The organism is Amnibacterium sp., from assembly GCF_025463795.1.
Taxonomy (GTDB): domain Bacteria; phylum Actinomycetota; class Actinomycetes; order Actinomycetales; family Microbacteriaceae; genus Amnibacterium.
The window spans coordinates 1-21,478 of the sequence record NZ_JAODBE010000117.1 but is presented as its reverse complement, the minus strand read 5'-3'; the positions used below and the strand labels follow the sequence as shown (position 1 = coordinate 21,478).

Sequence of the window (21,478 nt, the reverse complement as noted above, 5' to 3'; positions counted from 1 at the left end):
GCCGCGGTCCTCGCGGATCGGCCCTCCGACCCGCGAGGATCGGGGCATGGCGCATCGGATCCGGGACGCGGTGCAGACCGACGCGCCGTTCCTCGCCGACATGCTCGTCGAGGCGTTCGACTGGACCGGCAGCCGCAGCCGCTCCCGCGTGGAGCTGCTCGCGGACCCGGTCGTGAACCGGTACGTGCGCGGGTGGCGGCGACCGGGCGACGGCGGCGTGGTCGCGGTCGACGACCACGGCGCCCCGCTCGGCGCCTGCTGGTACCGGGTGCTCCCGAAACGCGGCGCCGGCTACGGCTGGGTCGGCCCGGGCGTCCCCGAGCTCACCCTCGGTGTGCGCCCCATCCACCGCGCCCGGGGCGTCGGCCGGGCGCTGCTCGCCGCGGCCTGCGACCAGGCGGCCAGCGGGGGCCACCAGCGGATCAGCCTCTCGGTGGAGCGGACCAACTTCGCCTGGCGGCTCTACGTCAGCGAGGGATTCGTGGTGCTCGAGTCGGGCACCGACTCGGACACGATGGCGAAGACGCTGCGCTGACCGGCGCGTCGCCCCGCTGTCCCCCGGATGAGGGGTGCCGGGCTCCCGCCGGCGGACGGAGGTGCCGCCTACCCTGGCCCGCATGGGGAATGCTCGGGGGAAGCCGCGCGCCACCGTCGCGCGCAGTGCCGGCACGACCACCCGCTCGCGGCCGGGGACGGCGCGAGCCACCCGGGGCGGGTCGGCGGCCAACCGCACGAAGGCCTATCCGGCCCGTGCGAACAAGGACACGGTCGTCGAGCGTGCCTGGCTCGGCGTCGCGCACGTCGCAGGCGGCGCCGCGCGCGCCTTCGGCCCGGAGACCCTGACCAAGGAGCAGCGCCGCGACGGCGTGCCCTTCCTGCTGCTCCTGCTCGCCATCGCCGGCGGTGCCGCCGAGTGGTTCCTGCGCACGAACCCCGTCGTCCGGACCGTCGAGGCGTACAGCTTCGGCGGGATGTTCGGCCAGGTCGCGGTCGCGCTCCCGGTGTTCCTCGCGATCCTCGCCCTCTGGCTGTTCCGTCATCCCGCCTCCGTGCACGACAACGGCCGCATCGGCGTCGGCTCGGTCCTGCTCGTCGTCTCGGCGGCCGCGCTGTTCCAGGTGGCTGCGCACGACCCGCAGCCCGACGCGGGCGTGGCCGCGCTGCGCTCCGGCGGGGGCGTGGCCGGATGGCTGCTCGCGTCGCCGCTGCTCGCCCTCGGCGGCGGCCCGGTCACGGCCGACGTCGTCGCCGTGGTGCTGCTCCTGCTCAGCCTCTTCGTGCTCACGCGCACGCCGCCGACCCGGCTGCCCCAGCGGCTCGGCGACCTCTACCGCTACCTGTTCGGCGCGGAGACGCCGACGGCGGAGTCCGTCGCGGAGTCGAAGCCGAAGCGCGCGCGCAAGGCCACCGACACCCAGGCCACCACGCCCGACGCCGTCGCCGACGACCTCCACGGGGGCGACCTCGCCGACCTCGGTCTCGTGGCCACCGACCTGTCCGCCGGCGGCGACCATGTGCCGTGGTGGCGCTTCGGCAAGAACAAGCATGTCGACGCCGCGTACGACAACCCCCTGATCACGCCCGACCCGACCTCGGTCGGTGCCGTCGACGGCGACCTCGACGCAGGACTCGGCGCCGGTCCGGACGGTGACCTCCCGCCCCACGACCCGTCGCCGGCCCCGGACCTCGAGTCCGAGGGCGACTTCTCCTTCGCGTCATTCGACGAGCTGCTGCGCGATCCGCACGCCGAGGAGCACGTGCCCGAGCCGACGGAGGTCGGCGAGGAGCCGCACCCCGCCGCGGCCGTCGCGGCCGCTCAGGGGCCCGCGGACGAGCCGGAGGAGGAGTACTCCTCGCGGCCGCCGGCATCCGCCGCCGCCTACCGCCTCCCGCCCGCTCACGCGCTCGCCGCCGGCGCCCCGCACAAGACGCGGACGGAGGCGAACCAGCAGATCGTCGCCGCCATCACGAGTGTGCTCAGCCAGTTCAAGGTCGAGGCCTCCGTCACCGGCTACTCCCGTGGCCCGACGGTCACCCGCTACGAGGTGGAGCTCGGCCCCGGCGTCAAGGTCGAGAAGGTCACCGCGCTCAGCAAGAACCTCTCCTACGCCGTCGCCTCGAACGAGGTCCGCATCCTCTCGCCGATCCCCGGCAAGAGCGCCATCGGCGTCGAGATCCCGAACGCGGACAAGGAGATCGTCACCCTCGGCGATGTGCTCCGCTCGCCGGCGGCCTCGAAGAGCACCCACCCGATGACGATCGGCGTCGGCAAGGACGTCGAGGGCGGCAACGTCGTGGCGAACCTCGCGAAGATGCCCCACCTGCTCGTCGCCGGCGCCACCGGCTCCGGCAAGTCGAGCTTCGTCAACTCCATGGTGACGAGCCTGCTCATGCGAGCCAAGCCGTCCGAGGTGCGGATGGTGCTGATCGACCCGAAGCGCGTGGAGCTCACCGCGTACCAGGGCGTGCCGCACCTGATCACCCCCATCATCACGAACCCGAAGAAGGCGGCGGAGGCGCTGCAGTGGGTCGTGAAGGAGATGGACATGCGGTACGACGACCTCGAGTCGTTCGGGTTCCGCCACGTCGACGACTTCAACAGCGCCGTCGCGAAGGGCGAGATCGTGCTGCCGGCGGGCTCCCAGCGCAAGCTCGCCCCCTACCCGTACCTGCTCGTGGTCGTCGACGAGCTCGCGGACCTGATGATGGTCGCGCCGCGCGACGTGGAGGACTCGATCGTCCGCATCACGCAGCTCGCCCGTGCATCCGGCATCCACCTCGTACTCGCGACCCAGCGCCCGAGCGTGGATGTGGTCACCGGCCTCATCAAGGCGAACGTGCCGAGCCGGCTCGCATTCGCCGTGACGAGCGTGACCGACAGCCGCGTGATCCTCGACCAGCCGGGCGCCGACAAGCTGCTCGGCCAGGGCGACGGGCTGTTCCTGCCGATGGGCGTATCGAAGCCCATGCGCGTGCAGGGCGCCTGGGTCAGTGAGGCCGAGATCGCCCGCGTCGTCGAGCACGTGAAGAAGCAGGCGCGGCCCGACTACCGCGAGGACGTGGCCGAGGAGGCGCCGAGGAAGCAGATCGACGGCGACATCGGCGACGACATGGAGCTGCTGCTCGCGGCCGCCGAGCTCGTCATCACCACCCAGTTCGGCTCCACGTCGATGCTGCAGCGCAAGCTCCGGGTCGGCTTCGCGAAGGCCGGGCGGCTCATGGACCTCATGGAGTCGCGCGAGATCGTCGGCCCGTCCGAGGGCTCGAAGGCCCGGGACGTGCTCGTCGGTCCGGACGGGATGGCGGACGCGCTCGCGAAGATCCGCGGGATGCCGGCGAACGGCGTGTCAGCGGGCGGCGGGGGAGCGGCGGCGCCGGTGGCCCTCGACTACGTCGAGGACGGGAGCGACGGCGGCGAGTCCGAGGACGCCTGGAGTCTCACGGGCCGCGACTGACCCGCGAGCCGCTCGAGCTCGTCGGCGGCCACGACGGCGCCGTCCCTCGCGGCCATCGCGGTGCCGATGGCCCGGGCGATGTCGCCGAAGTGGGGCTCCCCGAGCAGCCGGAGCACGGCCGCGCGGATCCGCTCGGGCGGTGCCGACCTCGGCAGGTCGAGGCCGGCGCCGGACGCCGCGACCTCGCGCCCGACGATCGGCTGGTCCAGCATCGGATGCATCGGCAGCACCAGCACCGGCACCCCGTGCGCGAGGGCCCGGACGGTCGTCGCGTGACCGCCGTGTCCGACGAGCACGCTCGCCCGCGTCAGCAGCGCACCGTGGTCGGCGAACTCGTGCACGGTCGCGTTCGCCGGAACCCGCAGGGCGGATCCGCGGACGGTGCGGCCGGTGGTGACCTCCACCCGCAGCGGGAGGTCGCCGAGGGCGTCGAGCACGCGCTGCAGGGCGGCGTGCATGCCGGGGTAGGAGATGGTGCTGAGGCTGAGCAGCACGGTCGGCGGATCCGTCGGGCGCGGGGCCGTCGCCACGTCCTGCAGCACCGCCCCGGTGCGCACCGCGTTGGGCGGCAGCGGGGTGGTGTCGAGATGCGGATCCGACACGACGAGCACGCGGCCCGCGGCGGCGACGACGGCCTCGGGGTTCACGCGGCGCCAGCCGAGCACGGTCCGCAGCGGCCCCCGGTGGAAGGCCCCTGCGAAGTAGGACCAGGTGCTGTGCGCGAGGAGGGCGGTCGGCAGGCCCGCTGCCTCCACCTCGGCCGCCGCGCCCAGGAGCAGCGCGTCGACGAGCACGACGTCGGCACCGAAGGAGCGGGCGGCGGCGATCGCGGACCGACCGCGCGCCCGGTCCGCGAAGAGCCGGGTGATCTCCCGCAGCGTGCGGGGTGCGCTCCTCGGGACGAGGGGGTCGTAGGCGACGCCGTCGGCCGCCACGAACTCGCAGCCCACCGCCTCGGCACGCTGCCGGACCGCCTCGTCGGCGTGGATCACCACGCGGTCCCCACGCCGGTGCAGCTCGGCGGCGATCCCGATCGCCGGTGGCACGTTGCCGCCGAGATCGACGGTCACGAGCAGAACGGTCGACATGAGGGGCTCCTTCGTGGTCAGTGCGGCGCGAGGATCGCGTCGACGAGCGTGCGCATCCGGTCGAGGACCACGGTGTCCGGCAGCCCGCGTTCGAGGGCGAGCAGCTTCCAGGCGTAGACGTCGGTCGCGACGACGAGCAGGTCCATGAGCGCCTCGAGGCGGCCGGCGTCGTGCAGGGACAGCCGAGGGCCGAACGCCGTGCTCACCCAGTCCCGGTGCAGGCGCTTGCCGCCGGCCGTCACCAGGGCCGCGCGCGCGTCCGTGTCCTCGCGGGCCAGCATCCGGAGCGAGAACGCGCCGCGGAGGCGGTAGTGCTCGAGCAGCGGGACGAGCGGGTCGTCCCCGGCAGCCGCGGGCAGCCGTTCGTCCGCGACGGCGCCCTGCGCGGCGGCGAGGGCCTCGTCGAGCAGCGCGGTGCGTGATCCGAAGCGGCGGAGCACGGTCTGCACGCTCACGCCGGCTCTCGCCGCGACGCGCTCGAGAGTGGGGTCGAGGTCGAGCTCCTCGTAGCCGAGCGCGATGGTGGCCGCCAGGATGCGCTCGCGGGTCGCCGCGACGGCCGCCCCGCGGCGCACCATCCGGTACTCGCGCGTCGTCGACATGATGCTGCCGGTGTACTCCCTGACCGCATTTCGTGTCAATAAGCACTTCCACCAATTGCTCCCCAGCGGGCGGGGTTACGCTGAGCGCGCGGCGTCGGACCAGGACCCGCAGACGGGGGATCGCCGATGCCCGACGCCACCGGGATGCGCACTCCCTACCAGGCGCGCGGCCGGATGATCTCGGCCGGCGAGGGGCCGGCCAGCACCTGGAACGCGGCGAACCTCATCACCATCGGCCGCATCGTGCTCGTGCCGGTGTTCGTCGCGCTGCTCGTCGCCGGCCCCCATGGCGAGGCGGTCCGCTGGGCGGCCACCGTGCTCTTCGTGCTCGCGATCGCGACCGACAGCCTCGACGGCCGCCTGGCCCGCGGGCGCGACCTCGTCACGGACCTCGGCAAGATCCTCGACCCGATCGCCGACAAGGCCCTCACCGGCGCGGCCCTCGTCGTGCTCTCGGTGCTCGGCGAGCTGTGGTGGTGGGTGACGGCCCTGATCCTCGTCCGTGAGATCGGCATCACCGTCTACCGGTTCGCCGTCCTCTCGAAGCGGGTGATCCCCGCCTCGAAGGGCGGCAAGCTGAAGACGGTGCTGCAGTCGGTCGCCATCTCGCTCGCCCTCGCGCCGCTGCCGCAGCTGCTCGGGCCGTGGGTCGACGTGGTGAACTCCGTCTTCATGGCCGCGGCGCTCGTCGTCACGGTCGTCACCGGCGTGCAGTACCTGATCGACGACCGCCGGCTGAACGGGCGATGACCGCGGCCGACGTGCTGGCGCTGCTGCGCGAGCGCGGCCGCACCCTCGCCGTCGCGGAGTCGCTGACCGGAGGTCTGCTCACGGATGCGTTCGTGCAGGTGCCCGGCGCCTCGGCCGTGCTGCTCGGCGGCGTGGTGAGCTACGCGACCGAGCTGAAGCACGAGGTGCTCGGCGTCGATCAGGCGCTGCTCGACGCCGAGGGCCCCGTGCATCCGGAGGTCGCGAGGCAGATGGCCGACGGCGTGCGACGCGCGCTCGCCGTCGCCGGCCGCATCGCGGACGTGGGGGTGTCGACGACCGGGGTCGCCGGCCCGGACCCGCAGGGCGGCCGTCCGCCCGGCACCGTGTACGTCGGCGTCGCCATCGGGTCGCGGCTCATCGCGGCGTCCGGCGCCTTCTCCGGGGACCGCGCGGCGATCCGCGTCGCCGCGGTCGGCCTCGCGCTCGACACCCTCGCGGCGCACCTCGCCGCGGAATAGCCCACGTTTCGATCCCGTTACGTCTGGCAGGTCGCGCTCGGGGTGTCGGTCGCGAGGCTTACCGTTGACGAAGTCAGCACGGGGTACAGTGGCCGTCCCGCGGACGGGTCCGGCCCCTTGGCGACACCACCGATACGACACCGGGAAACGGAGAAGGAGGGGGAGATGGTTCTCGTTCGACAAGAGCTCGGCGACGTGCTGCGGGACTTCCGGCTGCAGAAGGGTCGCACCCTCCGTCAGGTGGCCAGCAAGGCGTCCGTCGCCCTCGGCTACCTCTCCGAGGTGGAGCGCGGGCAGAAGGAGGCCTCCTCCGAGATCCTGGCGTCGGTGGCGGATGCGCTCGAGACGCCGGTGTCCGTGATCATGCGGGAGGTCGGCGACCGGCTCGCGGTCCTCGAGGGCCTCGAGGTGCCCGACGCCCTGCCCGCCGACTTCGGCGAGCGCTTCTCCGCTCGGTCCGCCGGCGAGCGTCGCGCCGACCTGGTGGCGCACTGACCTCTCGGCAGGTGCCGCGATGAAGGTCAGCGAGTTCCGTCGCGCCGTCGACGAGGAGTTCGGCGAGACGCAGGGGCGCGTGCTCGTGACGCAGCTGGTCCTCGACGCGCTCGACGGCCGCACGGCGCAGCGCGCCCTCGACGAGGGCGTCCCGACGGCCGACGTCTGGCTCGCGCTCTGCGGCGCCAACGACGTGCCGCCCGAGCGGTGGCACGGCCGCGGCCGCGAGCCGGCCGGGCGCCGGTAGATCCGAACACGGCTCCGCTTCCCCCCGCGATGTCCGGCGTGTTCCTCGAACCCGTGTTCGATGCGGCGTACGCTCCTCCCCAGGCCCCCGGCGGGGATCGGTTCTCCACCGGGCGCCTGCGGTGCCGAAGCGCTGTCGGGGGTCGCACGTAACGTCGCTCCCGACCGGCGGACGCACCGCCAGCCCTGTCGCCCGCTCCGGGCGACAGCCGATGGGCAGCCGACGGCGTGATCAGCGCCACGAACACGAGGAGACCTTCCATGCCATCCACCACCGACCGCGAGAAGGCCCTCGAGACCGCTCTCGCCCAGATCGACCGCCAGTTCGGCAAGGGCTCGGTCATGCGCCTCGGCAGCGACGATCGCGCCCCCGTCGAGGTGATCCCCACGGGCTCCATCGCCCTCGACGTCGCGCTCGGCATCGGCGGCCTGCCTCGTGGTCGCATCGTCGAGATCTACGGCCCCGAGTCCTCGGGCAAGACCACGCTCACGCTCCACGCCATCGCCAACGCTCAGCGGGCGGGCGGCATCGCGGCGTTCATCGACGCGGAGCACGCGCTCGACCCCGAGTACGCGAAGAATCTCGGCGTCGACATCGACGCGTTGCTCGTCTCCCAGCCCGACACCGGTGAGCAGGCGCTCGAGATCGCGGACATGCTGATCCGCTCCGGCTCCATCGACCTGCTCGTCATCGACTCCGTCGCCGCACTCGTGCCCAGGGCCGAGATCGAGGGCGAGATGGGCGACAGCCACGTCGGTCTCCAGGCCCGTCTGATGTCGCAGGCGCTGCGCAAGCTCACCGGTGGGCTCAACCAGACCCACACGACGATGATCTTCATCAACCAGCTCCGCGAGAAGATCGGCGTGTTCTTCGGCAGCCCCGAGACCACCGCCGGCGGCAAGGCGCTCAAGTTCTACGCCTCCGTCCGGCTCGACATCCGCCGCATCGAGACCCTGAAGGACGGTGCGGAGGCCGTCGGCAACCGCACCCGCGTCAAGGTCGTGAAGAACAAGATGGCCCCGCCCTTCAAGCAGGCCGAGTTCGACATCCTCTACGGCGTCGGCATCTCCCGTGAGGGCAGTCTGATCGACTTCGGCGTCGAGCACGGCATCGTGAAGAAATCGGGCGCCTGGTACACGTACGACGGCGACCAGCTCGGCCAGGGCAAGGAGAAGGCGCGCGACTTCCTGCTCAACAACGCCGACATGGCCAACGAGATCGAGGGCAAGATCCTCACCAAGCTCGGTATCGGGGCGAAGGGGCAGCAGGCCGCATCGGTCGCCCCGGTGGAGCCGATCGAGGCCAAGCTGCAGGCGCGCCGCGTCGGCGCGTAGCCGATGGGCGTCCTGCGCTACTTCCCGGGCAGCGAACCGCCCGAGCAGCGCGCCTCGTCGGAACCGGACCGATCCGGTTCCGACGAGGCCGCCTGGGCTGTTCCTGTGCTCGGACCCGGCGAGGTCGAGCAGCCGCGGAGCGAGCCGGCACCCGCCGACCGACGAGCGGAGCGCCGAGCGGAGAGCGTGGCCCTCGCGGCGCTGACCCGTCATGACGCCTCCGAGGCCGAGCTGCGGGCCAAGCTGCTCGCGAGGGGTCTCGACGAGGCCGCGACCGAAGCGGAGCTCGACCGGCTGAAGTCCGCCGGTCTCATCGATGACGCCGCGCTCGCCGACCGGCTCGTCAGGTCGCTCCGCGAGCGCAAGGGTCTCGGTGACGGAGCCCTGCGCCCCGCTCTCAGGGCGCGCCACCTCCCGGCCGCCGTCATCGAGGCGGCCCTCGCGGCGAACGCCGAGGACGAGGAGGTCGTCGGGGAGCGGCTGCAGGACGTCGCGGACGACCGAGCCCGCCGGCTCGTCTCGTTCCCCGCCGACGTCGCCGAGCGGCGGCTCACCGCCTACCTGCTGCGCCGCGGCTACGCCGGATCGAGCGTGCGCTCGGCCGTGCGTGAGGCGCTCGAGCGTGCCCGCGACGGCTGACGCGCCCAGCGCTTCCTACACTGCTGGCATGACCCTCACCGCGCCGATCCGCGAGGAGGCCGTCGGAGCCCGCACCTACGAGGTGCGCACCTACGGCTGCCAGATGAACGTCCACGACTCCGAGCGCTTGGCCGGATCGCTGGAGGCCGCCGGCTACCTCGCAGCCCCGGAGGGCGTGCAGGCCGACATCGTCGTGCTGAACACCTGCGCCGTGCGGGAGAACGCGGACAACCGGCTCTACGGCAACCTCGGTCACCTCGCGGCGATCAAGCGGGAGCACGCCGGGATGCAGATCGCGGTCGGTGGGTGCCTCGCGCAGAAGGACAGGTCGGTCATCCTCGAGCGCGCGCCCTGGGTCGACGTCGTCTTCGGCACCCACTACATGGGGTCCCTGCCGGGCCTGCTCGACCGCGCCCGGCACAACGCCGCCGCGGAGGTCGAGATCCTCGAGGCGCTCGAGGTCTTCCCGTCCACCCTCCCGACGAAGCGGGAGTCGACCTACAGCGGGTGGGTGTCCATCTCCGTCGGCTGCAACAACACCTGCACCTTCTGCATCGTGCCGTCGCTGCGCGGCAAGGAGCAGGACCGCAGGCCGGGCGACGTGCTCGCCGAGATCCAGGCCCTCGTCGCCGACGGCGCCGTCGAGGTGACGCTCCTCGGCCAGAACGTCAACTCCTACGGCGTGCAGTTCGGCGACCGCCAGGCGTTCGGCAAGCTGCTGCGGGCCGCAGGCGCGATCGACGGGCTCCGGCGCGTGCGGTTCACGAGCCCGCACCCCGCCGCCTTCACACCCGACGTGATCGACGCGATGGCGGAGACGCCCACCGTGATGCCGCAGCTGCACATGCCGCTGCAGTCCGGCTCGGACCGCATCCTCCGCGCGATGCGCCGCTCCTACCGGGCCGAGCGCTACCTCTCGATCCTCGACGCCGTCCGCGAGCGGATCCCGCACGCCGCCATCACCACGGACCTCATCGTCGGGTTCCCCGGCGAGACGGAGGAGGACTTCCAGGCGACGCTCGACGTGGTCGCGGCGTCCCGCTTCGCTTCGGCCTTCACCTTCCAGTACTCCGTCCGCCCCGGGACCCCGGCGGCGACGATGCCGGACCAGGTCCCGAAGGCGGTCGTGCAGGAGCGGTACGAGCGCCTCCTCGCGCTGCAGGAGCGGATCTCCTGGGAGGGCAACCGTGCGCTGGTCGGCGCCGAGGTGGAGGTGCTCGTCGGCACGGGCGAGGGCCGCAAGGACGGGGCGACGCACCGCCTCTCCGGCCGCGCGGAGGACAACCGGCTCGTCCACGTCGGCCTGCCCGACGGCGCAGCCACGGGGCCCAGGCCGGGCGACCTGGTCACCGCCCGGGTCACCGCGGCCGCCCCCGCCTACCTCATCGCGGACCTGCCGGCGGGAGAGCCCCTGCGGATCGAACGCACCCGCGCCGGCGACGCCTGGGACGCCCGTGAGACCGCCGCCTGCGCCGTGCCTGCGCCGTCCACGGCTCGCGCGGTCTCGCTCGGGCTGCCGGGCCTGCGGCGACCATGACCCGGTGCTGATCCTGCTCGCCGGCGCGACCGGCACCGGCAAGACGTCGTTGTCGCTCGGCGTCGCCGAGGCCATCGCCGCCGCCGGGGGCGTCGCGGAGGTCGTCAACGCGGACGCCATGCAGCTGTACCGGGGCATGGACATCGGCACCGCGAAGCTGCCGGCCGCCGAGCGCCGCGGGATCCCGCACCACTGCTTCGACCTGTGGGACGTGACCCGGACCGCCTCGGTCGCCGTCTACCGTGAGGCGGCCAGGGCGGCCATCGAGGACATCGAGTCGAGGGGTGCCGTGCCCCTGCTCGTCGGCGGATCCGGGCTCTACATCGAGGCGGTGCTGCGGGAGCTCGACTTCCCGGCGACCGACCCCGTGCTCCGTGCGGACCTCGAGCAGCAGGCCGACCAGCTCGGGCCCGACGCGCTCTGGCGCCGGCTCGCCGAGGAGGACCCGGTCGCCGCCCAGCGCATCCCGTCAGGGAACCTCCGTCGGGTCATCCGGGCGCTCGAGGTCGTGACCCTCACGGGTCGGCCCTACGCCGCATCGCTGCCCGGTGAGGCCCCCTGGTGGCGGCCGACCGTGCGGGTGAGCGTCGAGGCCGAGACCGAGGTCCTCCAGCCACGCCTCGCCGATCGTGCCAGGCGCATGTGGGCGGACGGGCTGCTCGACGAGGTGCGGACGCTGCTCCCGCAGGGGCTCGCCGACGGCACCACGGCCGCCCGCGCCGTCGGGTACGCGCAGGCGCTGGCGGTGCTGCGCGGGGACCTCGACGTCGCGGACGGCGTCGAGGAGACCATCCGGCTCACCTGGCGCGTCGTGCGCCGGCAGCGCGCCTGGTTCAACCGCGACGACGACGCGCTGCGCCTCGACGGAACCGACCGTGAGGCGGTCGCCGCGGTGATGCGCGCACTCGACAGGGCCGGCACGGGCCGCCTCTAGGCTGGACGCATGGCCCAGGTGCGCTTCACGAAGGGCCACGGCACCGGGAACGACTTCGTGCTGGTGGCCGATCCGGACGGCGTGCTCGATCTCGCGCCGAGCGAGGTGGCGCGCCTCTGCGACCGCCACCTCGGCATCGGAGCCGACGGCGTGCTGCGCGCCGTGCGAGCCGCCGCCGATCCCGAGGGCGCCGCGCTCGCCGACGGCGGGGCCGTCTGGTTCATGGACTACCGCAACGCGGACGGGTCCGCCGCGGAGATGTGCGGCAACGGCATCCGGGTCTTCACCGCGTTCCTGGTCGCGGAGGGGCTCGCGACGCTCGACGACGACGGCCTGCCGATCGTCACGAGGGGCGGCGTCCGGACGGTCCGCCGCGCGCCGAACGGCTTCGCGGTCGACCTGGGTCCCTTCACGCTGGGGGGGAACGACGTCGTGGTGTCCGTGCCGGGGATCCCGGTCGCCCGGCCGGGGCTGGCCGTCACGGTGCCGAATCCCCATGTCGTCGTCGCGCTCGCGGACGGCGACGAGCTCGACGCCGCGGAGCTCGCCCGCCCACCCCGGCTCGACCCCGAGCCGGCCGCCGGCGCGAACGTCGAGCTCGTGCATCCCGCGGACCCGCTCGTCCAGGACGGCGCCGGCCGCATCCGCATGCGCGTGCACGAGCGCGGGAGCGGCGAGACCCTGTCCTGCGGCACCGGGGCGGCCGCCGCAGCGCTCGCCGCCCGCTACTGGGCCGGCAGCAGCGCCCCGGCCCTCTGGCACGTCAGCGTGCCGGGCGGCGAGCTCGAGGTGCGCATGCTTCACGCCGCGGACGGCGAGCACGTCGAGCTGTCGGGCCCTGCGGAGCTCGTCTACTCCGGCGTCGTCGACCGGGCGGCGCTGACCTCGAGCACCCGGTAGCCGCGGTCGGTGGACGCCCGGCGCACGGTCAGGCCGTCCGCGGCGAACCGGTCGGCGATCCATCCCTGCAGGGAGTCGGCACCGAGGTGCTTCGCGACGACCAGCCAGGCCGAGCCGCCGGGCGCCAGCCGGGGCAGCCACGCCTCGAGCAGGGCGTGCAGCGCGACCTTGCCGATGCGGATGGGCGGGTTCGACCAGATGGTGGCGAATCGCAGGTCCTCAGGAATATCCTGGGGCGATGCGCTCTTGATACTGACGTCGGCGATCCGGGCATTCGCCGCGGCGAGCGCGAGGGCGCGCTCGTTCACATCGACCGCCCACACGTCCGCCTGAGGAGAGCGCAGCGCCATCGCGATCGCGATCGGACCCCAACCGCAACCGAGGTCCAGCAGGGCCCCGGTGGCCGCCGGTGCGGGCACGCGTGACAGCAGCACGGCCGTGCCCGTGTCGATCCGCTCCGGGCTGAACACGCCGCCTCCGGTGGTCAGCTGGAGCGCCCTCCCCGCGAGCTCGACGCGGATCGTCCGCGGCCGCTCATCCGAACTCGGCCTGGCACTGAAGTAGTGCTCATCGGCCATGACGAGAATTCAATCAACATCGAAAGGTCCTTCGTGACGGAAACCCTGAAGCCCACCGCCGGCGGCACGTTCGACGCGCCCGATTTCGACGGTGAGCAGTTCGATCTCGAGGAGCGCCAGGCGCTCCGCCGCATCACCGGGCTCTCCACCGAGCTCGAGGACGTCACCGAGGTCGAGTACCGGCAGCTGCGACTCGAGCGGGTCGTTCTGATCGGCGTGTACAGCCGAGGGCAGGCCGAGGCGGAGCAGTCGCTCCGCGAGCTCGCCGCCCTCGCCGAGACCGCCGGCGCCGTCGTGCTCGACGGCCTGCTGCAGCGCCGACCGCATCCCGACCCGTCGACGTACCTCGGCAGCGGCAAGGCCGAGGAGCTCCGTGCCGTCGTCCGCGCCGTCGGCGCCGACACGGTCATCGCCGACACCGAGCTCGCCCCCAGCCAGCGACGTGCGCTCGAGGACGTGGTCAAGGTGAAGGTGATCGACCGCACGGCCGTGATCCTCGACATCTTCAGCCAGCACGCGAAGAGCCGCGAGGGCAAGGCCCAGGTCGAGCTCGCGCAGCTGCAGTACCTGCTCCCGCGCCTCCGCGGCTGGGGCGAGTCCATGTCCCGCCAAGCCGGTGGCCAGGTCGGCGGCGCGGGCGCCGGCATGGGCTCCCGTGGTCCCGGCGAGACGAAGATCGAGCTCGACCGGCGCCGCATCCACTCCCGCATGGCGAAGCTGCGCAGGGAGATCACGGACATGGCGCCGGCCCGCGCCGTGAAGCGGCAGAACCGCGACCGGAACGGCGTGCCCTCGGTCGCGATCGCCGGCTACACGAACGCCGGCAAGTCGAGCCTGCTGAACCGGATCACCCGGGCCGGCGCACTCGTCGAGAACGCGCTGTTCGCGACGCTCGACACGACCGTCCGTCGCACGGAGACGCCGGACGGCCGGCCCTACACCCTGACCGACACCGTCGGCTTCGTCCGGAACCTGCCCCACCAGCTCGTCGAGGCCTTCCGCTCGACGCTGGAGGAGGTCGAGCAGGCGGACCTCGCGCTCCACGTCGTCGACGCGGGCACGCCCGACCCCGCGGGCCAGATCGCGACCGTCCGGCAGGTGATCGCCGAGGTCGGCGCGGGCGACGTGCCCGAGCTCGTCGTGTTCAACAAGGCGGACCTCGTCGATGACGCGACACGGATGGTGCTGCGCGGGCTCGAGCCGACGGCGGTCTTCGTCTCGGCGCGCACGGGCGAGGGCATCGAGGCGCTGCTCGCGACGATCGGCGCGCTGCTGCCGCTCCCGTCCCACGAGATCACCGCCGTCGTCCCGTTCGAGCGCGGCGACCTCGTCTCGATGCTGCATGAGCGCGGCCGCGTGCTCGCCACGGTCTACGAGGAGGCGGGCACCCGGATCAACGCGCTCGTCGGCGACGAGGAGCGCGCGGCCCTCGAGCCCTACCTCGTCGGCTGATCGCTGCTAGAGGAACCGCCGGGGATCGGTGAACCGGTCCCCGCGGGCCGGCCGGGGTCCGTAGCCGTCGAGCTGGACGGCGCGGACCGTGGCGGCGACGCCGGCGACGGTGAGCAGGATGAGCACGACTCCGAGCAGCAGCATGGCAGGAAGGGTACGAACGTTCCGATCCAGCCACGAGTGGCAGGAACGCCAACTCCATGCATTTCCTGCCATACTCGGCGGATGCTGAGGAAGGTCGCCGTGCTGGCGGTGCCCACGATGGCCCCGTTCGAGTTCGGGGTCCTCTGCGAGGTGTTCGGCGTCGATCGGACCGACGACGGCGTCCCACCGATCGACTTCACGGTCGTGGCCGCCGACCCCGGCACCATCCCGTTCCAGTACGGCCTCAGCGTGACCGTGCCGTCCGGGCTCGAGGCGGCGCGGGACGCGGACCTGGTCGCCGTGCCCGCCGTCGACGATCTGCGGCGGGTCGATCCGCGGATCCTCGAGACCGTGCGGGCGGCCCACGAGCGCGGCGCCTGGGTGCTCAGCGTCTGCAGCGGGGCGTTCGTGCTCGGGGCCGCCGGCCTGCTGGACGGGCGTCCGAGCACGACGCACTGGCGCCACGCAGCCCGGCTGCAGGCGGCACATCCCGCCACCCGCGTCGACCCGAACGTGCTGTTCGTCGAGGCGGACCGGATCGTGACCTCCGCCGGTACCGCCTCCGGGATCGACGCGTCGCTGCACATCATCCGCCGCGAGCTCGGCGCCTCGGCGGCCAACGCGATCGCCCGGCGGATGGTCGTGCCGCCGCAGCGGGACGGGGGCCAGGCGCAGTACATCGCGCTGCCGATGCCCGAGCACGCCGCCGACTCGCTGGCCGGGCTGCTCGACTGGGCGGAGGCGCACCTCGACGAGGACCTGTCGGTCGAGGTCCTCGCCCGCCGCGCGCTCATGTCGCCGCGCACGTTCGCTCGCCGGTTCCGCGACGAGACCGGGACGACGCCCGCCGCGTGGGTCGTCCGGCAGCGACTGCGGCTCGCCCAGGACCTCCTCGAGACCTCGGGTCTGCCGGTCGACGAGGTCGCGCGCCGGGTCGGTTTCGGGACCGGCGGCGTGCTGCGGCACCACTTCGGGAGCGTCCTCGGCACGAGCCCGCAGGCCTACCGGCGTCGTTTCAGCCTCGCCGGCGTCTGAGCGTGCATCGGGTCCGGCTCGAGCTGCCGTACACCTCGCCGCTCGAGCCGTCGAACCTGTACGGGCATCTCGTCGCCACCGCGGTGCCGGGGGTCGAGGAGTGGCGGGAGGGCGCCTACCGGTCGACGGTGCGCCTGGCCGGGGGGCCGGCGATCGTCTCGGCCCGGCTCCCGGCCGGTGGGGTCGTCCCGGTCGAGCTGCTGCTCACCGACCCGGACGACCTCGCCGACGCGGTCGGTCGGGCGCGCCGCCTGCTCGACCTCGATCTCGACCCGGCCGCCGCGGCAGCCGTGCTCGGCGCGGATCCCGCCCTCGCCGCCCTCGTCGCCGCGGCGCCCGGCCGCCGCGTACCCGGCACCCTCGACCCGGAGGCGATGACGGTGCGGGCCGTGGTCGGCCAGCAGATCGCGACCGCCGCCGCGCGGACGATCACCGGCCGTCTCGTCGCCGAGCTCGGAGCACCCGTCTCGGATCCCGACGGCGGCCTGACCGCCCTGTTCCCCGCGCCCGCCGCCCTGCTCGCGCACGAGGGCCGGGTCCGGGACGTGCTGCGGATGCCCGACGCGCGCCGGCGCACCGTGCTGACCGTGGCCCGCGCGCTCGCCGACGGCTCCGTCGACCTCGCCGCGCCGCCGCTCGAGGTGCGCGCGGCGCTGCTCGCCCTGCCCGGCGTCGGCCCGTGGACGGCCGACACGGTGCGGATGCGTGCCCTCGGCGACCCGGACGCGTTCCTCGCCGGAGACCTCGGCGTCGTGCTCGCCGCACGGCGGCTCGGGCTGCCCGACCGTCCGGCCCCTCTCGAGCGGCATGCCCGCGCGTGGTCGCCGTACCGGGCGCACGCCGTCCAGTACCTCTGGGCGACGGGCGTGCACGCGGTCAACACCCTGCCCGGCTGAGCGCGGGCGCGCCCCGTCGGCGAGTCCGGCCTCAGATGGCGCGAAGGATCGCGACGACCTTGCCGAGCACCTGCGCGTCGTCGCCGAGGATCGGCTCGAAGGCGCTGTTGCGCGGCAGCAGCCACGTGTGCCCGTCACGCTGGCGCAGCACCTTCACCGTGGCCTCGCCGTCGAGCATGGCGGCGACGATCTCGCCGTTCTCGGCCGTCTGCTGAGTCCGCACCACGACCCAGTCCCCGTCGCAGATGGCGGCGTCGATCATCGACTCGCCGACGACCTTCAGCATGAAGAGCTCGCCGCGGCCGACGAGCTGGCGCGGCAGCGGGAAGACCTCGTCGATCTGCTGCTCCGCCGTGATCGGGATCCCCGCCGCGATCCGGCCGACGAGCGGCACCATTGCGGCGTCGCCGACGGGCACCGTCGACGGGGTCTCGCTCGTCGACATCGGCACGTCGATGACGACCTCGAGCGCGCGGGGACGCTTCGCGTCGCGGCGAAGGTAGCCCGAGAGCTCGAGCTGCTTCAGCTGATGGGTCACGCTGGAGAGGGAGGCGAGCCCGACGGCGTCGCCGATCTCCCTCATGCTCGGCGGGTAGCCCCGGGAGGCCACGGAGCGCTGGATGACCTCGAGGATCGCCATCTGCTTCTCGCTCAGCGACCGGCGGCGGCGGGTGCCCCCGTCGACGGCTCGGGTGTCGGGCTGCTCGGCCATCGGCGTCCTCTCGGCGTCCGCCCGGGGTCGGTGCCGCACGGGTCGTCGGTTCCCGATGCTACCGGGCTTGTACCCCGATCGGCAAACACATGTTCGACGGCGTGCAGCGGGTGTCGGACCCGCCTTCGAAGATGCTTGCAACGGCCCCGCTTCGAACGTATGTTCGACAGCGGTCAGAGGGGCCGAGGAGCGAAGGAGAGCGACCGTGATCACGGTGCAGAACGACTGGATCGAGTACGCGCCGGTGCCCGTGCGCCGCACCGCCGTTCGGGGCGGCGCGGTGTGCGCCCACCGCGTCCCGCTGGCCGCCGATCGGGCGCGCCTCATCGCCGCCCCGGCGCGGGACGCCGGTGCGCGGCCGACCGTCGCTCACCGGGCGGTGGTGCCTGCGTCCCCGCGGCTGCGCCTCACGCGACGCGGACGGGTGGTGCTCGTGGTGCTCCCCGCCGTGCTCGCGCTCTCCTCGGCCTTCGTGGGCGTCTCCGCGCCGTTCGCGCAGGCCGATCCGGCCACCTCCTCGCGGGCGGTCCTCATCCGCGGTGGCGACACCCTGTGGTCGATCGCCGAGCGGCTCGCCCCGGCCCGCGACCCGCGCGACGTGGTCGCGGAGCTCGAGCAGGTCAACCACCTGCCCGGCGCCGTCGTCCTCGCGGGGAGCCGGCTCTCGGTGCCGTCCGACATCGCGCGCTGAGCCGCCCCGCCGGTCTTTGCGAGAATGAGGTGTGACGAACCTCGCCGACCTGCCGCTCCGCGCCGACCTGGTCGGGCGCTCCGCCTACGGGGCCCCCCAGCTCGTCGTCCCCGTCGCGCTCAACGTCAACGAGAACACGCATCCCGTGCCGCCGGACGTGGCCGAGGACATCCTGCAACGGATCCGCGCCGCGTTGCACGAGGTGAACCGATACCCGGACCGGGAGTTCACGGCACTCCGCGAGGCGCTCGCCGGGTACCTCGGCCACGAGCTGAGCCGGAATCACGTGTGGGCCGCGAACGGGTCGAACGAGGTCATCCAGCACGTGCTGCAGGCGTTCGGCGGCCCCGGCCGCCGGGTGCTCGGCTTCCCGCCGACCTACAGCATGCACGCGATCATCGCGGCGTCGACCTCGACCGAGTGGGTGACCGCCGAGCGCGACGCCGACTTCACGATCTCCGCGCCGACCGCCGTCGCCGCGGTCCAGCGGGAGCGACCCGACCTCGTCTTCTTCTGCGCCCCGAACAATCCGACGGGCACCCCCGTCTCCCTGGAGACGATCGCCGCCGCCTACGACGCGACGGACGGCATCGTCTTCGTCGACGAGGCGTACGGCGAGTTCATGCCCGCCGACGCCCCCTCGGCCCTCACCCTCCTGCCGGGGCGGGAGCGGCTGATCGTCTCCCGCACCATGAGCAAGGCCTTCGCGTTCGCCGGCGCGCGGGTCGGGTACCTGGCCGCGGATCCGGCCGTCACCGACGCGCTGCGGCTCGTGCGCCTCCCGTACCACCTGTCCGCCCTGACCCAGGCCGCGGCGCTCGGCGCCCTCGCGCACGCGCCGGAGATGCTCCGGATGGTCCAGGAGATCTGCGTGCAGCGCGACCGCACGGCCGCCGGCCTCGAGGCGCTCGGGCACCGGGTCTGGCCGAGCTGGACGAACTTCGTGCTGTTCGGCGGGGTCGAGGACCCGGCCGCCCTGTGGCAGGCCCTGCTCGACCGCGGGGTCCTGATCCGCGATCTCGCGATCCCCGGCTGTCTCAGGGTCTCAGCAGGAACGGCCACGGAGACCGACGCGTTCCTGTCCGCCTTCGCGGAGGTCACCGGACGCTCGCCGGTAGGATCCCGCGCATGACCGGCGCCCGCATCGCCAGGGCGTCCCGCGCCACGAGCGAGTCCACCGTCGAGCTCGAACTCGACCTCGACGGTACGGGGGAGACCAGGATCGCCACGAGCGTCCCCTTCCTCGACCACCTCCTCACCGCCTTCGCGAAGCACTCGCTGACCGACCTCACCGTGACGGCGTCGGGCGACACCGCCATCGACGTGCACCACACGGCGGAGGACGTCGGCATCGTGCTCGGCGGCGCCATCCGCGGCGCCCTCGGGGACAAGCGGGGCATCAGCCGATTCGGCGACGCGACGGTGCCGCTCGACGACGCGCTGACGAGAGCCGCCGTGGACCTCTCCGGCCGCCCGTATCTCGTGCACGGCGGCGAGCCGGCCGGGTTCGAGCTCCACCTGATCGGCGGTCACTTCACCGGATCGATGGTGCGGCACGTGCTCGAGTCGATCGTCGTGAACGGCGCGATGACGGTGCACGTGCAGGTGCTCGCCGGACGGGACCCCCACCACATCGCCGAGAGCGAGTTCAAGGCGTTCGCCCGCGCCTTCCGCGCCGCGAAGGCGTTCGACTCCGCGGTGCCCGGCATCCCGTCCACGAAGGGCGCGCTGTGACGCGGCCGAGGGTCGTCGTGTTCGACTACGGGAGCGGCAACGTGCACTCCGCGACGAAGGCGCTCGAGGCCGCGGGTGCCGACGTCCGCCTCACCGCCGACCGGGCTGCGGCCGCGGCCGCCGACGGCCTGCTCGTCCCCGGGGTGGGCGCCTTCGGAGCCGTGATGAGCGGCCTCGTCGCGGCGCGCGGCCCCGAGGTGATCGAGCGACGGCTCGCCGGAGGGCGCCCGGTGCTCGGCATCTGCGTCGGCATGCAGGTGCTCTTCGAGCAGGGCGTCGAGGGGGAGGGGGTCACCGAGGGCCTCGGCGAGTGGCCGGGCATCGTCGACCGGCTCGACGCGCCCGTGCTGCCGCACATGGGGTGGAACGAGGTCCGTGTGCCCGAGGGATCGCGGCTGTTCGCCGGGATCGAGGACGAGCGCTTCTACTTCGTCCACTCCTACGCGGCCCGCGACTGGCCGATGCCCGCCGACGCGCGTCGCCGCGCGCCGCTCGTGACCTGGGCCGAGCACGGCGGCCCCTTCGTCGCGGCGGTCGAGAACGGCCCGCTGGCCGCGACCCAGTTCCATCCCGAGAAGTCCGGCGACGCCGGCGTCCGCCTGCTCGCCAACTGGTTGGAGACCCTGTGACCGACCCGCTCGTCCGCCCGCTCGAGCTCCTGCCCGCGGTGGATGTCGCCGGCGGCCGGGCCGTGCGCCTCGTGCAGGGCGAGGCAGGCAGCGAGACCGGCTACGGCGACCCCGTCGAGGCCGCCCTCGACTGGGCCAGGCAGGGAGCGGCCTGGATCCACCTCGTCGATCTCGACGCCGCGTTCGGGCGCGGCGAGAACGCCGCGGTGATCCAGGCCGTGATCGATCGGGTGCCGGAGGTGCGGATCGAGCTCTCCGGCGGCATCCGCGACGAGGCCAGTCTCGAGCGGGCGCTCGGCACGGGCGCCGACCGCGTCAACATCGGCACGGCCGCGCTCGAGAACCCCGACTGGACCGCCGAGGCGATCGCGATCCACGGGGACCGCATCGCCGTCGGCCTCGACGTGCGCGGCACGACCCTCGCTGCGCGGGGCTGGACCAGCGAGGGCGGCGACCTCTGGGATGTGCTCGACCGGCTCGAGCAGGCCGGCTGCGCGCGGTACGTGGTCACGGACGTGCACAAGGACGGCACCCTCGGCGGCCCGAACCTGGAGCTGCTCCGGGGCGTCCTCCGAGCGACGGGGAAGCCGGTCGTCGCATCCGGCGGCATCGCCAGCCTCGACGACCTGCGGGCCCTCCGGTCGCTCACGGACGAGGGCCTCGAGGGTGCGATCGTCGGCAAGGCGCTCTACGCGGGCCGCTTCAGCCTGGTCGAGGCGCTCCAGGTCGCCACGGGGTGAGTTCCGCGGACTCTGCGGGCCGGCCCTTCGCCGGCCGGTCGTTCGAGGCGGCGCCGAGCCCGTTCGCCGGTGACGACGGAACGGCACCGCCCGCGTTCCTCGCCGCCCATGCCGACCTCGTGGCCGGTCGCGTGGGCCCTGAGGCGGTCGTCGCCGCGCTGCAGGACGCGCGGCTGCTGGTGCCGCTCCTCGCCGACCTCGGCGACCACGACGGCCGCCGTGACCACGCCGGGTTCCCCGGCCCGGAAGGGGCCGCGGGCCCAGGCGAGCGTGGGCACGCTGCGGAACTCGCGCTCGTCACCGTCGCGGGGCCCGACGGTCGCCGGGTGCTGCCCGCGTTCGGCTCCGCGGCCGCGATGGCGGCCTGGAACCCGGCCGCGAGGCCGGTGCCGGCGCCGGCCCGCCAG

The 21,478-nt window shown here is 73.6% G+C and carries 25 protein-coding genes; 20 read left to right on the top strand and 5 right to left on the bottom strand.

Features of this window, described 5'->3' with window-relative positions; translation table 11 throughout:
* Window positions 1-46 precede the first annotated feature (46 nt).
* Window positions 47-535: a GNAT family N-acetyltransferase gene (locus JWQ92_RS10250; RefSeq protein WP_297344360.1), complete on the top strand. Its 489-nt coding sequence runs from the start codon at window positions 47-49 to the stop codon at window positions 533-535.
* 82 nt (window positions 536-617) lie between these two features.
* Complete coding sequence (locus JWQ92_RS10245; protein WP_297344359.1) at window positions 618-3,455, top strand: DNA translocase FtsK; 2,838 nt, start codon at window positions 618-620, stop codon at window positions 3,453-3,455.
* Here JWQ92_RS10245 and JWQ92_RS10240 read toward each other — a convergent pair.
* Both JWQ92_RS10240 and JWQ92_RS10235 read right to left on the bottom strand, forming a co-directional pair.
* Window positions 3,389-4,543 carry a nucleotide disphospho-sugar-binding domain-containing protein gene (locus tag JWQ92_RS10240; protein ID WP_297344358.1) on the bottom strand — a complete coding sequence of 385 codons (1,155 nt, stop codon included), beginning with the start codon at window positions 4,541-4,543 and terminating at the stop codon, window positions 3,389-3,391. The genes JWQ92_RS10245 and JWQ92_RS10240 overlap by 67 nt on opposite strands.
* Window positions 4,544-4,560: 17 nt before the next feature.
* Window positions 4,561-5,145 (bottom strand): TetR family transcriptional regulator, encoded by a 585-nt coding sequence (locus JWQ92_RS10235; RefSeq protein ID WP_297344357.1) that lies wholly within the window; start codon window positions 5,143-5,145, stop codon window positions 4,561-4,563.
* A 126-nt stretch (window positions 5,146-5,271) separates the two neighbouring features.
* Here JWQ92_RS10235 and pgsA point away from each other — a divergent pair, with 126 nt between their 5' ends.
* The 9 genes from pgsA (at window position 5,272) to dapF (ending at window position 12,460) form a co-directional block, all read left to right on the top strand.
* Window positions 5,272-5,895, top strand: coding sequence for a CDP-diacylglycerol--glycerol-3-phosphate 3-phosphatidyltransferase (gene pgsA, locus JWQ92_RS10230; protein WP_297344356.1), 624 nt, complete (start codon window positions 5,272-5,274; stop codon window positions 5,893-5,895).
* Entirely contained in the window at window positions 5,892-6,374 is a 483-nt protein-coding gene (locus JWQ92_RS10225; protein ID WP_297344355.1) for a CinA family protein, read from the top strand. Before pgsA ends, JWQ92_RS10225 begins: the two co-directional genes overlap by 4 nt.
* A gap of 165 nt (window positions 6,375-6,539) precedes the next feature.
* Complete coding sequence (locus tag JWQ92_RS10220; protein ID WP_297344354.1) at window positions 6,540-6,869, top strand: helix-turn-helix domain-containing protein; 330 nt, start codon at window positions 6,540-6,542, stop codon at window positions 6,867-6,869.
* A 19-nt stretch (window positions 6,870-6,888) separates the two neighbouring features.
* Window positions 6,889-7,116, top strand: a complete 228-nt coding sequence (locus JWQ92_RS10215) for a DUF3046 domain-containing protein (RefSeq protein ID WP_297344353.1) — start codon at window positions 6,889-6,891, stop codon at window positions 7,114-7,116.
* 260 nt (window positions 7,117-7,376) lie between these two features.
* Complete coding sequence (gene recA, locus JWQ92_RS10210) at window positions 7,377-8,450, top strand: recombinase RecA (RefSeq protein WP_297344352.1); 1,074 nt, start codon at window positions 7,377-7,379, stop codon at window positions 8,448-8,450.
* Between the two features lie 3 nt (window positions 8,451-8,453).
* Entirely contained in the window at window positions 8,454-9,089 is a 636-nt protein-coding gene (locus JWQ92_RS10205) for a regulatory protein RecX (RefSeq protein WP_297344351.1), read from the top strand.
* Window positions 9,090-9,117: 28 nt separating this feature from the next.
* Window positions 9,118-10,626, top strand: coding sequence for a tRNA (N6-isopentenyl adenosine(37)-C2)-methylthiotransferase MiaB (gene miaB / locus JWQ92_RS10200; protein ID WP_297344350.1), 1,509 nt, complete (start codon window positions 9,118-9,120; stop codon window positions 10,624-10,626).
* A 4-nt stretch (window positions 10,627-10,630) separates the two neighbouring features.
* Window positions 10,631-11,560 carry a tRNA (adenosine(37)-N6)-dimethylallyltransferase MiaA gene (miaA, locus tag JWQ92_RS10195; protein ID WP_297344349.1) on the top strand — a complete coding sequence of 310 codons (930 nt, stop codon included), beginning with the start codon at window positions 10,631-10,633 and terminating at the stop codon, window positions 11,558-11,560.
* 9 nt (window positions 11,561-11,569) lie between these two features.
* Window positions 11,570-12,460, top strand: coding sequence for a diaminopimelate epimerase (dapF, locus tag JWQ92_RS10190; protein WP_297344348.1), 891 nt, complete (start codon window positions 11,570-11,572; stop codon window positions 12,458-12,460).
* On the opposite strand, the gene JWQ92_RS10185 is transcribed toward dapF, so the two are convergent.
* A complete protein-coding gene (locus tag JWQ92_RS10185) occupies window positions 12,412-13,038 on the bottom strand; it encodes a methyltransferase (RefSeq protein WP_297344347.1) in 627 nt (208 codons plus the stop codon). The two genes, dapF and JWQ92_RS10185, sit on opposite strands and share 49 nt — an antisense overlap.
* A 33-nt stretch (window positions 13,039-13,071) precedes the next feature.
* Here JWQ92_RS10185 and hflX point away from each other — a divergent pair, with 33 nt between their 5' ends.
* A complete protein-coding gene (hflX, locus tag JWQ92_RS10180; protein WP_297344346.1) occupies window positions 13,072-14,490 on the top strand; it encodes a GTPase HflX in 1,419 nt (472 codons plus the stop codon).
* A 6-nt stretch (window positions 14,491-14,496) separates the two neighbouring features.
* On the opposite strand, the gene JWQ92_RS10175 is transcribed toward hflX, so the two are convergent.
* On the bottom strand, window positions 14,497-14,634 hold the full coding sequence (locus tag JWQ92_RS10175; protein WP_297344345.1) for a hypothetical protein: 138 nt from the start codon (window positions 14,632-14,634) through the stop codon (window positions 14,497-14,499).
* Between the two features lie 81 nt (window positions 14,635-14,715).
* Between JWQ92_RS10175 and JWQ92_RS10170 the strand changes: the two genes are divergently transcribed.
* Both JWQ92_RS10170 and JWQ92_RS10165 read left to right on the top strand, forming a co-directional pair.
* On the top strand, window positions 14,716-15,669 hold the full coding sequence (locus JWQ92_RS10170; RefSeq protein ID WP_297344344.1) for a GlxA family transcriptional regulator: 954 nt from the start codon (window positions 14,716-14,718) through the stop codon (window positions 15,667-15,669).
* 2 nt (window positions 15,670-15,671) lie between these two features.
* A complete protein-coding gene (locus JWQ92_RS10165; RefSeq protein ID WP_297344343.1) occupies window positions 15,672-16,565 on the top strand; it encodes an AlkA N-terminal domain-containing protein in 894 nt (297 codons plus the stop codon).
* Between the two features lie 31 nt (window positions 16,566-16,596).
* Here JWQ92_RS10165 and lexA read toward each other — a convergent pair whose 3' ends face one another.
* On the bottom strand, window positions 16,597-17,277 hold the full coding sequence (gene lexA / locus JWQ92_RS10160; RefSeq protein ID WP_297344342.1) for a transcriptional repressor LexA: 681 nt from the start codon (window positions 17,275-17,277) through the stop codon (window positions 16,597-16,599).
* A 205-nt stretch (window positions 17,278-17,482) separates the two neighbouring features.
* Here lexA and JWQ92_RS10155 point away from each other — a divergent pair, with 205 nt between their 5' ends.
* The 6 genes from JWQ92_RS10155 to JWQ92_RS10130 all read left to right on the top strand — a co-directional run.
* A complete protein-coding gene (locus JWQ92_RS10155; RefSeq protein WP_297344341.1) occupies window positions 17,483-17,968 on the top strand; it encodes a LysM peptidoglycan-binding domain-containing protein in 486 nt (161 codons plus the stop codon).
* 31 nt (window positions 17,969-17,999) lie between these two features.
* Window positions 18,000-19,100: a histidinol-phosphate transaminase gene (locus tag JWQ92_RS10150; protein ID WP_297344340.1), complete on the top strand. Its 1,101-nt coding sequence runs from the start codon at window positions 18,000-18,002 to the stop codon at window positions 19,098-19,100.
* Window positions 19,097-19,702, top strand: coding sequence for an imidazoleglycerol-phosphate dehydratase HisB (hisB, locus tag JWQ92_RS10145; RefSeq protein ID WP_297344339.1), 606 nt, complete (start codon window positions 19,097-19,099; stop codon window positions 19,700-19,702). Before JWQ92_RS10150 ends, hisB begins: the two co-directional genes overlap by 4 nt.
* Window positions 19,699-20,331 (top strand): imidazole glycerol phosphate synthase subunit HisH, encoded by a 633-nt coding sequence (gene hisH / locus JWQ92_RS10140; RefSeq protein ID WP_297344338.1) that lies wholly within the window; start codon window positions 19,699-19,701, stop codon window positions 20,329-20,331. Before hisB ends, hisH begins: the two co-directional genes overlap by 4 nt.
* The gene (gene priA, locus JWQ92_RS10135; protein WP_297344337.1) at window positions 20,328-21,071 is read left to right on the top strand and encodes a bifunctional 1-(5-phosphoribosyl)-5-((5-phosphoribosylamino)methylideneamino)imidazole-4-carboxamide isomerase/phosphoribosylanthranilate isomerase PriA; all 744 of its coding nucleotides are present in this window, start codon (window positions 20,328-20,330) and stop codon (window positions 21,069-21,071) included. Before hisH ends, priA begins: the two co-directional genes overlap by 4 nt.
* A partial coding sequence (locus JWQ92_RS10130; RefSeq protein WP_297344336.1) for an SseB family protein occupies window positions 21,068-21,478 on the top strand: 411 nt, incomplete at its 3' end. The genes priA and JWQ92_RS10130, both read left to right, overlap by 4 nt.